Origin of the sequence: Methylobacterium currus, from assembly GCF_003058325.1 — a bacterium.
Classification (GTDB): domain Bacteria; phylum Pseudomonadota; class Alphaproteobacteria; order Rhizobiales; family Beijerinckiaceae; genus Methylobacterium; species Methylobacterium currus.
Genome location: NZ_CP028843.1, coordinates 5,433,811 through 5,446,301, shown reverse-complemented (window position 1 = coordinate 5,446,301; position 12,491 = coordinate 5,433,811). Strand labels below are relative to the sequence as shown.

Sequence of the window (12,491 nt, the reverse complement as noted above, 5' to 3'; positions counted from 1 at the left end):
CGGGTTATTTGCGCATCCGCTCCGCCGCCCAGGCGATGTGGTCGTCCATGAAGGTCGAGATGAAGAAGTAGGAATGGTCGTAGCCCTCACGCATGGTCAGCGTGAGCCCGATACCAGCCTTCTGGCACGCCTCCTCGAGGAGCCAGGGACGAAGGCCGTCATCGAGGAAGGAATCGGCCGTGCCCTGATCGACGAGGAATTCGGGGAAGCGGTGGCCGTCCTCGATCAGAGCGGTGGCGTCGTGGCGCCGCCACGCAGCCTCGTCCTCGCCGAGGTATTTGGCGAGGGCGGGCTTCGACCAGCCGGCGGTCGAGGGCTGGACGATCGGCGCGAAGGCGCTGCACGAGCGGAAGCGGTCGGGGTGGCGCAGCGCGATGGTGAGCGCACCGTGGCCGCCCATCGAGTGGCCGAAGATGCCCTGGCGTTCCATGTCGACCGGGAATTCGCGGGCGACGAGGGCCGGCAGCTCCTCGGTGACGTAGGACCACATGCGATAGTTGCGGTCGTACGGCGCCTGCGTGGCGTCGACGTAGAAGCCGGCGCCGCAGCCGAACTGCCAGTTGTCGGGCTCGTCCGGCACCTCCGGCCCGCGCGGGCTGGTATCGGGGGCGACGATGGCGATGCCGTGCCGGGCGGCGGCGCGGCGGTACTCGCCCTTGTCCATCACGTTGGCATGGGTGCAGGTCAGGCCGGACAGGTACCAGAGCACCGGCACCTTTTCCGTCTCGGCCTGCGGCGGCAGGTAGACCGCGAAGGTCATCGGACAGCGCGTGGTCTCGGCCTCGTGCCGGTACACGCCCTGGATGCCGCCATGCGAACGGGCCTTCGAGACTGTTTCCATGACGCCGTGATCTCCCCTCGCCTCTCGCCGTACCCGGCGGCACCATCAGACGCCGCCGGGCTCATGGACGTTCAGTGTCTCTCACAAAATCCCGGTCGCCATCGTCGCTCACCGTAGTGGCGTCGGCGCAGCGGGAGTTTTGTGAGGTGCACTTAGTACACCACCACCGAGCGGATCGACTTGCCCTCGTGCATCAGGTCGAAGCCGTGGTTGATGTCCTCGAGCGGCATGGTGTGGGTGATCAGGTCGTCGATGTTGATCTTCCCCTCCATGTACCAGTCGACGATCTTCGGCACGTCGGTCCGGCCGCGGGCGCCGCCGAAGGCCGAGCCCTTCCAGACCCGGCCGGTGACGAGCTGGAACGGACGGGTCGAGATCTCGCGCCCGGCCTCGGCCACGCCGATGATGATCGACTCGCCCCAGCCGCGGTGGCAGCATTCGAGCGCCTGGCGCATCACGTTGACGTTGCCGGTGCAGTCGAACGAGAAGTCGGCGCCGCCGCCGGTCACGTCGAGGATCGCCTGCACGACCTTGTCGCTGCCGACCTCGTTCGGGTTGATGAAATGGGTCATGCCGAACTTCTCGGCCATGGCCCGCTTGTCGGGGTTGATGTCGACGCCGATGATCTTGTCGGCGCCGACCATGCGGGCGCCCTGGAGCACGTTGAGGCCGATGCCGCCGAGACCGAACACCACCACGTTGGCGCCCGGCCACACCTTGGCGGTGTAGATCACCGCGCCGATGCCGGTGGTGACGCCGCAGCCGATGTAGCAGATCTTGTCGAAGGGGGCGTCCTCGCGGACCTTCGCGAGCGCGATCTCGGGCAGCACCGTGAAGTTGGAGAAGGTCGAGCAGCCCATGTAGTGGTACACGGTGTTCGCGCCCGGGCTCGCACCGGTCGAGTCGCAGCGGAAGCGGCTGGTGCCGTCCGGCATCACGCCCTGCCCCTGCGTCGCGCGGATCGCCGTGCAGAGGTTCGTCCGCCGCGACAGGCAGGACTTACAATTGCGGCATTCCGGCGTGTAGAGCGGGATGACGTGGTCGCCGGGTTTCAGCGTCGTCACGCCGGCCCCGACCTCGCGCACGATGCCGGCGCCCTCGTGGCCCAGGATCGCCGGGAACTTGCCCTCGGAATCGAGGCCCGACAGCGTGTAGGCGTCGGTGTGGCAGATGCCGGTCGCCATCACCTCGACCAGGACCTCGCCGGGCTTCGGCCCTTCGAGGTCGATGGTCTCGATGGTGAGGGGCTTCTTGGCTTCCCAGGCAACGGCCGCGCGCGTCTTCATATCGTCTCCAACCGGATCGTTTTCGCGTGAGAGCGTGGCGCCCCGCATGGCGGGGCCGCGGCTCGGACCGCTCGCTGAATGGCCCGATCTGTGCTTCGAATTGGTGAAGGTCGCAACGGCACGAGAGAGCAGACTTTAGTCCAGGGTCGCAAGGCGCGTCCGCAACGGGCCATGCCGCACGTCACTTTCCCGGCCGGTCGCGGATCCTCGCCTCCTGGAATGCGCCGTAGAGCTCCTCCAGATGAGACGCGATGTACTCGCCGAAGGCGCCGGCGTCCTTCGCGGTCAGGGACAGGCTGAAGCTCTTCCCCGATCGCCGGCAGGTCGCCTCGACGGATCGGTCGGGCGCCGCCCAGGTGACGGCCTGTGGCTCGAGGTTCCGGCGAACCTGCGGCCTGCGCCCGGCCTTGATCGCTGCCAGGAGGTGGCCGAAGCGCTCCGGCCCGTCCTTCGCCAGGAAGTCGGCCGATTGCACCACCTCGCGGGCGAGCTCCGCCTTGGCGGGGAAAGCCACCAGCTTCTTCAGCTCCTCCCAGCGGTCGCGGCCGACGCCCCGGGCCGCGCCGAGCGCGTCGATCACCGGACCCGGCACCGTCTCGGCCACCGACAGCATCCGTGACAGCAGCGTGTCGTCCACCGTCAGGGCCGCCTTGATCGTCGCCTTGCTCTGCCCCATGCCGGAGAGCTTGCGGGCGAACAACGCCTTCTCGATGAAGGACAGGTTGGCGCGCGCGGCGTTCTCCTGGCCCTGGGCGACGATGTGGGCGATGTCCTCGATCGTCTTGACGACCGCCCGGACCTCGCGCCCGAGCTCGCGCGCCACCCGCACCCGGCGGTGGCCGTAGACGATCATGAACCGCCCGTCCCGTTCCGGATGCGGCCGCACCAGGATCGGGGTCGACTGGCCGTGCTCGGCGATCGCGTCGCGCAGGCGCGCGTAATCCTCGTCGTCCTCGTCGATCCGGTCGGAGACGAAGGACGCATCGACGAGGCCGGGATCGAGGCCGACGATCGCCTCGCCGTGCGACATCCGCCTCGTGTTCTCCGCCATCTCCTCGATCGAGCGCGTCATCGACCGGGCGGCGCCGCGCCGCGCGACGTCGGTGCTCGGCTCGGAGACCGGCGCATCGAGAATGTTGGCGAGGAGGTTCTTACGCATCGCGCATGGCTCCTATCCTGTTGCGGTCACGCGGGAATCCGGCGTTCTGCACGGCTGTCAAACCCGCCGCCCCCAGGCCTGGTGGATCAGCCCGGCGATCTCCTCGTTGACGGCGTTCACCGATTCGATGGCGCGGTCGTAGGTCGAGCGGATCATCTGCCCGCGCTCGACCTCGTAGAGCGACTGGTTGGTGATGCCCGCATCCGAGATCGCGGTCGATTTCAGCATCTGGGTCCGCAGCATGTTCTTGGGGAACAGCACCTGCATGAAGCCGACCATCTGGGCCTGCGGTCCGTCGGTCGGCTCGTAGCGGGTGACGAGGTAGCGGAACCATTGCAGGTTCACCGCCGCCCCGGCCTCGGCGATCGATTTCAGGATGCCGCCCAGCATCAGCAGGAACTGGCTCATCGACATCACGTCGAGCATCTGCGGATGGATGGTGACGAGGACCGAGGTCGAGGCGGTGAGCGCCGTCAGGGTCAGGTAGCCGAGCTGCGGCGGGCAGTCGATCACCACCACGTCGTAGCGGTCGTCGACCTCCTTGAGCGCATTGGTGATGCGGGTGAAGAAGGTGCGCCCCTCCGGGTTGCGGTTCGAGGCGGCGAGCGGCGTGTCGTACTCGTATTCCTGCAGGTCCAGGCTCGCCGGCACGATGTCGAGGCCCGGGAAATTGGTCGGCCGGATGATCTCGGAGAGCGGCCGCTTCATGTCGTCGTAGCGCAGGGCCTCGTAGATCGACGGCGCCTTGTCGAGTTCCGGCTGGATGCCGTGCAGGGCCGAGAGCGAGGCCTGCGGGTCGAGATCGATGGCGAGCACCCGGTGCCCGGTCAGCGCCAGGAACTGGGCGAGATGCGCCGCCGTCGTGGTCTTGCCGCTGCCGCCCTTGAAGTTCACCGTCGAGATGATCTGCATCCGCTCGCCGGCGCGGCGATGCGGCACGTATTGCTTGAGGTCGGAGCGCCCGTGCCGGTCGAGGTAGGTGCGAAGCTCCAGCATCTGCTCGGCGGAATAGGAGCGCCGGCCGGAGGTGGAGGTGGCCGGGACCGGCCCTTTGCCCTCGAGATGGAGCTTCTTGATGTTGGAAGGCGTGACGCCGAGGAAATACGCGACCTCCGCCAGCGAGAACGGCCTCAAGGCCTTGGTGGCGTTCGGCGGATGATGCTCCATGCGGAGCATGCTCAACTTGTCGGAGATGAGGCCGCCCTGACGGAGAATGGTCTCGTGGAAGCTGACCGCCTCCATTCCCTCTGCTGGCACCGACATATCCATCCGCACTGCGCCCCGAGTAACGCTTTTCCGGGCCGATCCCCGTTACAAGCGTTATTATGCGCGATTCCCGCTTTGCGGCCAAGCTTTTTAAGGTTGACAAACCGTTAACGGCGAACCCGGCAGGATTCACTACCGCCGATCCGACCGGCCGGTCTGCGGCCAGGGTCGTGGCGATCCACGCCAAGGCTCGATAATATCAAGGGTTTTGCCCGATCTGCACGGCTGTCAAACCCGACGCCCGGGTCAATGAGCGCGCGGCAGGCGGCCTGGGGCGTCGGCGGGGTTCCAGGGGGCGTCGGGTGCGGTGTCGTAATGGCGGCGCTTGGCCGCGTACATCTGCGCGTCCGCCCGGGCGATCGCTGCCTTGAGCGGTCCTTCGCCGGTCCAGGTCTCGACGCCGAGGGCGGCGCTGAGCGGGGAGGGTCCCGCTTCGAGCGCCGCCACGATCCGCCGCACCAGGGCCGCGGCCTCATCACGTTCCGTCACGGGAAGCAGGAGCACGAACTCGTCGCCGCCGATCCGGGCGACGCGGGCCGGCGCCGGAGCCTGCTGCTCCAGGATGGCCGCGAAGGCGCGGATCAGGGCGTCGCCCGCTTCGTGGCCCAGGAGGTCGTTGGCCTCCTTGAGTCCGTTGAGGTCGGCCACGATCACCGAGACCGGCACGGGGGAGACGCCTTCGAACCGGCCGAGATCCGCCTCGTAGCCCGCGCGGTTGCGGAGGCCGGTCAGCGGGTCGGTGAGGCTCAAGGTCTCGAGGCGGGCCTCCTCCTGGCGGCGCTGCTCCTCGCGCGCGGTGATGTCCTCGATCGAGATCAGGTAGCGGTCCCAGGCTGCCTCGGATCCCGGCAGCATCTGGCCGGCATAGCTCACGTCGATCACCCGGCCGGCGACGGTCCGGTTGCGGGTGACGAGCCGCGCCTGGGTCGCGCCGCTCCAGAGCTGGCACAGAACCTCGACCAGCGCGGTGGCGTGAGGATCGTGGAAGAGGGTGGGGATATGCGCGAACAGCTCGGCCTCGTCCCGCGCCTCGTAGGTCAGAAGCGTCTGGCGGTTGATCCGGACGATCCGGATCAGCCTCTGGCAGGTCAGGAGATGCTCGGGGTCGCTCAGCCAGAGGCGTAGATCGGTCATGCCCTCGCTCGCCCACCCGTCCAGGCGGGTCTTCAAGGCACTGAGGTCCTGCAGCCACAGCGACGTGGGTGCGAGGTCGAACAGTTGCATCGCGAGATCGCCACCCGGCGGCGTAGTCTGCATCATCGAAGCGGCGTGGTCGTGCGGTCGGTCGAGCCTGGGCGGCTCGACTTGATATCGCATTGCGACCTTGATGAAAGCTTCAGTCGTTAGGTCTTTGTGGAGCGGGGGCCGGCCCTCGGTTCCACGGCGATCAGCCGAGCCCGTGATCGGCGGAGGCGAATCGGCCGAGCGCGAAGGGCCGGGTGTCGATCCGGCTGCGCCCCTCGGTCAGAAGCTCGGCCGCGACGAGGCCGATGCCGGCCGAATGCTTGAAGCCGTGTCCGGAGCAGGCCGACACCACCAGGACCCGCCCCTGGGCCGGATGCCGGTCGATGATGAAGCCCCGGTCGGGCGTGACGGTATAGAGGCAGGCGGCGGCCTGAGCGACAAGCGGCGTCGCGCCGGCGAGGCGCCCGGCGACGTGGCGACGGTACATCTCGGCCGATTCCTCCGGCCGGACCACGCGGTCGGCCGTGTCGGCGGTCGTGCTGGCCGCGTATTGCTCGGTCGCGACCTTGACGCTGGCCTCGCCGGCCTGCGGCGGGAAGCCGTAGAAGTAATCGGCATCGCCGGTGCCGTGCATCCAGATATAGACCGGCGCGTCGGGGCCGTAGGCGCTGGCATCGTCGAGCGCGTACCAGTGCAGGAGCTGGCGCTTCACGGCGAGCAGGCGGTCGAAGGGCACGCCGAGGAGCGGCGCCGTCCAGGCACCGGCCGAGACGACGACCTCCCCGGCTCGGACCACGCCGGACGCGGTCTCGACGCGCACGCCGTCACCGTCCTCGGCGATCGACAGGATTTCGGTTCCGGTGCGGATCGTGGCGCCGAGCGCGGTCGCGCGGGCGAGTTGCGCGGCGATGCAGCGTTCTGGGCGGACAAGGCCGCCACCGGGCTCGTAATAGGCGATCTCGCTGCCGTCGAGGCCGAGGAATTGCGGGAAGCGGTGGCAGACCTCCCGTCCGTCCAGCACCTCGTGCGGGATGCCGAACGCGCGGGCGGCGTCGATCGAGTTCTGCACGAAATTCGGCTTGCCGTGATGCGAGTTCACGCCGGTTCCGGGCGCCATCACCAGCGCGCCGCAGGCGTTGAGCAGGCTCTCGCCGGTCTCGGCCTCCAGCTCGCGCCAGATCCGGTGCGATTCGAGGACGAGCGGCACGTAATCGCGCCCCTCGCCGATCGCCTGCCGGGTGATGCGCGTCTCGCCGTGGCTCGATCCCATCGTATGCGGCGGTGCGAACCGGTCGAGCCCGATCACCGACGCACCCCTCTTGGCCAGCTGGTAGAGAGCCGCGCTGCCCATGGCCCCGAGGCCGATCACCACAAAATCCGCCCGCTCACCCATCACGGCCCCGCTCGTTCGCTTCACGGTGAGGCTGCCCGAGCGGAGAACCGCCCGGCAAGCATCTCATCGGCAGGGCAGGGGACGCGACAGGGCAGGGCTCGGTCCGGTCACGCCCCGAGCGGGCCGGTATGGCGCTCCAGCGCCGTCCAGGCTTCCGCGCCGAACCGGCCCTTCCACTCGGCATAATAGCCCGCGCGTTCCAGGGCCGCCCGGAAGGGCGCGCGGTCCGGGGTGTTGACGACGAGCCCCTTGGCGCGCAGCCGCGCCTCGCCCTGCGTGTTCATCTGGACGAAGGCCTGGCGCTGGCGCTCGACCGCGGCGTCGAAATGGCGCGCGATCAGGGCACGCGCATCGGCCGGCAGGCCGTCCCAGGTCCGGCCATGGGCGAGGATCCACAGCCCGTCCCAGCTGTGGCCGGTGCGCGAGAGGTACTTTTGAACTTCGTAGACCCGCGTCGCCTCGATCTGCGGCAGCGAGTTCTCCATCCCGTCGGCCACCCGCGTCTGCAACGCGGCGTAGGTCTCCGCGAGGTTGATGGTGGTGGGCGAGGCGCCGAGCGCCCGGAACAAGGAGGTCAGGAGCGGGCTCGGCGGCACCCGGATCTTGAGGCCCTGGAGATCGGAGACCGTCGCGATCGGCCGCACGCTGGTGATCACATCGCGAAACCCGTTATCGACGAGCCGGAACGCCTTGAGTCCGAACTTGGCGAGGGAGTCGCGGATGCGCTCGCTCAGCGGCCCGCTGTCGAGGGCGGCCCAGAGCGGCACGTAGCCCGAGAAGGCGTAGGCCACGCCCGGGATGCCGGCCAGCGGCGCCAGGGTCTGGAGCGAACTCGCCGAGGTGAGGGTGAAGGCGATCGCGCCGGAGCGCAGCTGCGACTGCATGCTCAGCTCGTTGCCGAGCTGGCTGTCGGGATAGAGCGTGATGTCGATCCGGCCGTCGCTCTCGGCCCGGATCGCGTCGAGCGCCTCGACCAGGCAGGTGGTGGCCGGATGGGCTTGCGGCATCGGCGAGCCCATGCTCAGCCGCAGCGCATCGGCTCCCGCCTGCACCCGTCGGAAGGGGAGGGGACTCAGCAGCAGGCCAAGTCCTGCACCCCGCACGATCGTCCTGCGCGTCGGCATCCTGTCCCATTCCCTCGGCCATGCCGGTGTCGCCCCGGCCTGGATGGGACAATATCCCGGTGCGGGCAGCTCCGACAGGTGTGTCGAGAGTTACGTCCGTGCCTCGCACAACGCCGCGGCAGCGCGCCGGCCCACTGCCGATGAGCACGCGTGGAATTTTCATCGTTGAATGGCATTCAGCCCGCGAAATGCCGCAGCCGGCAGGCAGGGGGCCGGCCGGTATGCCGGAGCCGTCATCAACCCCTCTTGACCCCGGTGAAACCCAAGGCCCGCAAGACGAACCCACCGATTCGAAGCTATTGCCACCGATTCTCTCGAATCCCGCACGGAACTCTTCACGAATCGCCCGGTGCAGCCGCGCGACACGGCCAGATCACCCCGAATCGGCGGCGAGCGCGGTCCGGCGCCCGATTCGTCTGTGAATCGAATTTAACATCCACCGCCGAATCTCGACTCCGCATTGCAGGGCCGGCCCGAGTCGTGACACGACTCGTAACGTTACGAGTCGTGGAGCCGAAGCGATGGCCGATACCCCGTCTCAGCGCGTCAAGAAGCTCCGCGAGGCCCGCAAGGCCTCCGGGGAGACGGAGACGAATGTCTGGGTGCCGGCACAGGTGCAGCAGGCGATCGACGCGGCGGTGCGTGAGGGCAAGTTCCCGAACCGGCGCCTCGCGATCATCCACGCGCTCGAGCAGGTATTCGTGGGACAGAGCATGTAGACGCAGCAAAGCAAAAAAGCGCCGAGGTGGGGACCTCGGCGCTTTTTGGGATCTCATAACGGGGGCTGGGGAAGCCGCCGCTGGAAGACCGGATTGACACCCTCCTTCTAGCGGTTCCCGACCTTCTCGTCAATGACGCCCTCTCGGGCGAACGGTCCCGCTTTGCCTCCGTCCAAGGAGGTGTGGAGTGGAGATGGTTCAGACCGGGGGCCGGCCGCTGACGCGCGCCGCCCTCGCCGGACAGCGACGCGCCCTCGAGGACGGGCGCACGGTCACGCGCAAGGAATTGTCCGCCTCCGCCCGGGAAGCCGCGAAGGCGCTCGGACTGCGTCCGGCCCTCCGGCTGGTCCTGTCCGAACTCGTCGCCGCCTGGGGCGAGCAGGATTGGTCGCGCCTGATCGTGTGGCCGTCGAACGAGTACCTGGTCTCGCGCACCGGACTGTCTGAGCGCGCGGTGCGCTATGCCTTGCGCGATCTCGTCGGCCTGGAGATCATCACGCCGAAGGATTCCGCCAACGGCAAGCGCTACGCGATCCGCTCCCGCGACGGGACGATCCTCGACGCCTTCGGGTTCGACCTGACGCCGCTCTACGCCCGAAGGGGCGACTGGGCGCTCGCGATCCAGGCCCGGGCCGAGGCGCGGGAGCGGCGCCGGCGTGCCTTCGATCTCGTGACGATGCACCGGCGCGCCGTGGCGGAGGCGTTGCAGGCCCTCACCACACGTCATCCCGACACGACCGTCGCCGATCTCGTCGCGGCGCAAGGCGCGCTCGAGGCGAGCACGCCCGAGCGGCGCGGCGCCGGCGATCCCGACCTCGTGCTCGACGCCTGGAGCGAGCTGCGCCGGATGGTGGAGGATCGCTTCTACGCAGCCGGCTGTGACGGCAACACATGCCCGCACGTAGAAACAGAGAAAGGATCTCCTACCGAGGCTTGGAGCAAGGACTCGTCGGGGATCGCCGAGACGCCTCGCCGGATCGAGCAACCGGAGATGGCTCCGACACCGGCGCTGGTCGTCGAGGCCTGCCCGGTGGTGCGCGATCTGGTGAGCGGCGACATCCGCGAGGAGCACGAGATCCTCGATGCCGGACGGCGGGTGAGAGCGTCGATCGGCGCCCATCCGAGCGCCTGGGCCGAGGCCTGCGCGGTTCTCGGGCCCTACGAGGCGGCGGTGCTGGTGCTGATCGTGGCGCAAGCTCACGATGACGACGTCCGAACGGGCCAGAACCGGATTCGCAATCCGGGCGGCTACTTCCGGCGCCTCGTCCGCCTGGCAGGGGAGGGGAGGTACCAGACCGGGACCGAACTCCTGGCGATGCGCCGGCGACGGTTGTCGTGACGGAGGATCGGACGGCGCACCTGTCGTCAACCGGAGAAGGGCGGCGCCAGGAGCGAGTCGCGCACCGCCGCGACGAGGTCGAGGGCGACCGGCGACGGGCTGCGCTGGGGCGGAAACACCGCCGCGAACTCGAACTCGATCCGAGGCAGGAAGGGCCGCACCACCACGCCGCGGCCCTCGAATTCCCGCGCCGTGAACGGATCGGAGATCGACACCCCGATTCCCGACGAGACCAGCCCGCAGATGATCTCCGACAGGGCGGTCTCGATGCGCAGGATCCGCCGCACGCCGTCGCGGTGGAAGGCCTGGTCGACGAGATGGCGCCCGGTCGAACCGGCAGTGAGCGACACGAAGGTCTCGCCCTCGAAGTCGCGCGGTCCCAGCTCGGGCTTCTCGGCCAACCGGTGGCCCTCCGGCAGCACCGCGACCCGGGCCACCGCCGGCAGGCGCTGGCTCGGTACGCCCTCATGGGCGATCGGCACTTCGGCGAACCCGACATCGCACTGGTTGTTCGTCACCCAGTCGACCACCAGGGGCGAGATCACGCCGAACAGCGACAGGTTCAGGTTCGGCCGATCCTTGAGGAAGTGTCCGGTCAGCCGCGGCAGGTAGCCGTTGGCGAGCGCCGGCAGGGCCGCGACCCGCAGGAATCCGGTGCGCCGGGCGCGAATCTCCTCCGCCGCCGCCCCGATCCGCTCGAGCCCGACGAAGGAGCGCTCGACCTCGGTGTAGAGCGCGGTCGCGGCGGCATTCGGCACCAGGCCGGTGCCGCGCTTCTCGAACAGCGGCATGTTGAGGAGCGCCTGGAGATCGCGCAGGAGCCGGCTCACCGCCGGTTGCGTCACTCCCATCAGGGCGGCGGCCTCGGTGACGCTGCCGGTGAGCATCGTGGCGCGGAAGGCCTCGACCTGCCGCAGGTTGATCCGTGCCATCCGGCCTCCCGTTGCATCCGCGTCGAACCATAACATTTCGACATGAATGGCGCGCCATTTCGCATTGGACGATCGTCGGCCGGCCCGGCACCTTTTTGCCTATCGCGGCGCCATGGCACATTCTTGTGCAACGCCGCATCGCGTCCGCGAGAGGAGACAGGTCCTTGGTGAAGAAGCTCGGCCTCCTGACCGCCCTCGGCCTCACGGCCCTGGCCACCTCCCTCGCTCCCGCGACGGCGCAGCAGACGACGCTCTACGTCGCCGGCTATGGCGGCTCGTTCGAGAAGACGATCCGCACCGAGGTGATCCCGGCCTTCGAGAAGGCCAACAACGTCAAGGTCGAGTACGTCGCCGGCAACTCCACCGACACGCTTGCCAAGCTCCAGGCACAGAAGGGCAACCAGCAGATCGACGTCGCCATCGTCGATGACGGCCCGATGTACCAGGCGATCCAGCTCGGATTCTGCGATAAGGTCGAGGGCGTGCCGACCGGCGACCTTTACGACCTCGCCCGGTTCACCGACGACAAGGCGGTGGCGACCGGCCTCGTCGCCACCGGGCTCATGTACAACACCAAGGTGTTTGCGGAGAAGGGCTGGGCGCCGCCGACATCCTGGAACGACCTCAAGGACCCGAAATACCGCCAAAAGCTCGTCATCCCGCCGATCAACAACACCTACGGGCTCAACGTCCTGGTGATGCTGGCGAAGATGAACGGCGGCAGCGAGAAGAACGTCGATTCCGCGTTCAAGATCTTCAAGTCCGAGATCAACCCGAACGTGCTCGCCTACGAGCCGTCGCCCGGCAAGATGACCGAACTATTCCAGTCCGGCCAGGCGGTGATCGCGGTGTGGGGCACCGGCCGGGTGCAGGGGCTGGCCAATACCGGCTTCCCGGTCGATTTCGTCTATCCGAAGGAGGGCGCGGTCGCGCTCCTCACCGCCGCCTGCCCGATCGCCAAGCCGAAGGGGTCGCCGCTCGCCAACGCCTTCATCAAGGCGCTGCTCGACCCCAAGGTGCAGCTGACGATGCTGAAGGAATACGGCTACGGCCCGGTGCTGAAATCGATCGAGGTGCCGCCGGAGATCATCAAGATGGCCCCCGTCGGCCCCCGCGCCGCCGCTTTGTACACGCCGGACTGGACCGTGGTGAACGAGAAGCGCGAGGAATGGACGAAAAGGTGGAACCGGGAGGTCGAGCGCTAAGTCTGCCGGATCCTGAAAGAATCAAGCTTCGCCGTGAAAGGC

11 protein-coding genes are annotated in these 12,491 nt (G+C 68.3%); 3 read left to right on the top strand and 8 right to left on the bottom strand.

Translation table 11 applies throughout. The features are described from left to right. Positions 1–4: 4 nt before the first annotated feature. From fghA to DA075_RS25090, 7 genes are all read right to left on the bottom strand, one after another. Complete coding sequence (gene fghA, locus DA075_RS25120; RefSeq protein ID WP_099955546.1) at positions 5–841, bottom strand: S-formylglutathione hydrolase; 837 nt, start codon at positions 839–841, stop codon at positions 5–7. A gap of 152 nt (positions 842–993) precedes the next feature. Further along, complete coding sequence (locus DA075_RS25115; RefSeq protein WP_099955545.1) at positions 994–2,127, bottom strand: S-(hydroxymethyl)glutathione dehydrogenase/class III alcohol dehydrogenase; 1,134 nt, start codon at positions 2,125–2,127, stop codon at positions 994–996. 181 nt (positions 2,128–2,308) lie between these two features. Beyond that, positions 2,309–3,286 (bottom strand): plasmid partitioning protein RepB, encoded by a 978-nt coding sequence (gene repB, locus DA075_RS25110; protein WP_099955544.1) that lies wholly within the window; start codon positions 3,284–3,286, stop codon positions 2,309–2,311. A 57-nt stretch (positions 3,287–3,343) separates the two neighbouring features. Further along, on the bottom strand, positions 3,344–4,549 hold the full coding sequence (gene repA / locus DA075_RS25105) for a plasmid partitioning protein RepA (RefSeq protein WP_164712482.1): 1,206 nt from the start codon (positions 4,547–4,549) through the stop codon (positions 3,344–3,346). A 249-nt stretch (positions 4,550–4,798) separates the two neighbouring features. After that, positions 4,799–5,776, bottom strand: coding sequence for a GGDEF domain-containing protein (locus tag DA075_RS25100; RefSeq protein WP_164712481.1), 978 nt, complete (start codon positions 5,774–5,776; stop codon positions 4,799–4,801). 163 nt (positions 5,777–5,939) lie between these two features. Continuing rightward, positions 5,940–7,130: an N-methyl-L-tryptophan oxidase gene (solA, locus tag DA075_RS25095; protein ID WP_099955541.1), complete on the bottom strand. Its 1,191-nt coding sequence runs from the start codon at positions 7,128–7,130 to the stop codon at positions 5,940–5,942. A gap of 107 nt (positions 7,131–7,237) precedes the next feature. Continuing rightward, positions 7,238–8,254: a TRAP transporter substrate-binding protein gene (locus tag DA075_RS25090; protein WP_244936329.1), complete on the bottom strand. Its 1,017-nt coding sequence runs from the start codon at positions 8,252–8,254 to the stop codon at positions 7,238–7,240. 521 nt (positions 8,255–8,775) lie between these two features. On the opposite strand from DA075_RS25090, the gene DA075_RS25085 reads away from it, so the two are divergent. Then, positions 8,776–8,973 carry a hypothetical protein gene (locus DA075_RS25085; protein ID WP_099955540.1) on the top strand — a complete coding sequence of 66 codons (198 nt, stop codon included), beginning with the start codon at positions 8,776–8,778 and terminating at the stop codon, positions 8,971–8,973. 193 nt (positions 8,974–9,166) lie between these two features. Then, entirely contained in the window at positions 9,167–10,312 is a 1,146-nt protein-coding gene (gene repC / locus DA075_RS25080) for a plasmid replication protein RepC (RefSeq protein WP_338067988.1), read from the top strand. A 26-nt stretch (positions 10,313–10,338) separates the two neighbouring features. Here repC and DA075_RS25075 read toward each other — a convergent pair whose 3' ends face one another. Continuing rightward, complete coding sequence (locus DA075_RS25075; protein ID WP_099955538.1) at positions 10,339–11,244, bottom strand: LysR substrate-binding domain-containing protein; 906 nt, start codon at positions 11,242–11,244, stop codon at positions 10,339–10,341. Positions 11,245–11,411: 167 nt separating this feature from the next. On the opposite strand from DA075_RS25075, the gene DA075_RS25070 reads away from it, so the two are divergent. Next, positions 11,412–12,449, top strand: a complete 1,038-nt coding sequence (locus DA075_RS25070) for an ABC transporter substrate-binding protein (protein ID WP_099956798.1) — start codon at positions 11,412–11,414, stop codon at positions 12,447–12,449. Positions 12,450–12,491: the final 42 nt, after the last annotated feature.

Bases quoted from the DNA above. Each gene is read 5' to 3' on its own strand.
- repB (WP_099955544.1), bottom strand. From the start codon at position 3,286: ATGCGTAAGAACCTCCTCGCCAACATTCTCGATGCGCCGGTCTCCGAG.
- DA075_RS25090 (WP_244936329.1), bottom strand. From the start codon at position 8,254: ATGCCGACGCGCAGGACGATCGTGCGGGGTGCAGGACTTGGCCTGCTG.
- DA075_RS25075 (WP_099955538.1), bottom strand. From the start codon at position 11,244: ATGGCACGGATCAACCTGCGGCAGGTCGAGGCCTTCCGCGCCACGATG.
- repC (WP_338067988.1), top strand. From the start codon at position 9,167: ATGGTTCAGACCGGGGGCCGGCCGCTGACGCGCGCCGCCCTCGCCGGA.
- DA075_RS25115 (WP_099955545.1), bottom strand. From the start codon at position 2,127: ATGAAGACGCGCGCGGCCGTTGCCTGGGAAGCCAAGAAGCCCCTCACC.
- DA075_RS25100 (WP_164712481.1), bottom strand. From the start codon at position 5,776: ATGCAACTGTTCGACCTCGCACCCACGTCGCTGTGGCTGCAGGACCTC.
- fghA (WP_099955546.1), bottom strand. From the start codon at position 841: ATGGAAACAGTCTCGAAGGCCCGTTCGCATGGCGGCATCCAGGGCGTG.
- DA075_RS25085 (WP_099955540.1), top strand. From the start codon at position 8,776: ATGGCCGATACCCCGTCTCAGCGCGTCAAGAAGCTCCGCGAGGCCCGC.
- solA (WP_099955541.1), bottom strand. From the start codon at position 7,130: ATGGGTGAGCGGGCGGATTTTGTGGTGATCGGCCTCGGGGCCATGGGC.
- repA (WP_164712482.1), bottom strand. From the start codon at position 4,549: ATGTCGGTGCCAGCAGAGGGAATGGAGGCGGTCAGCTTCCACGAGACC.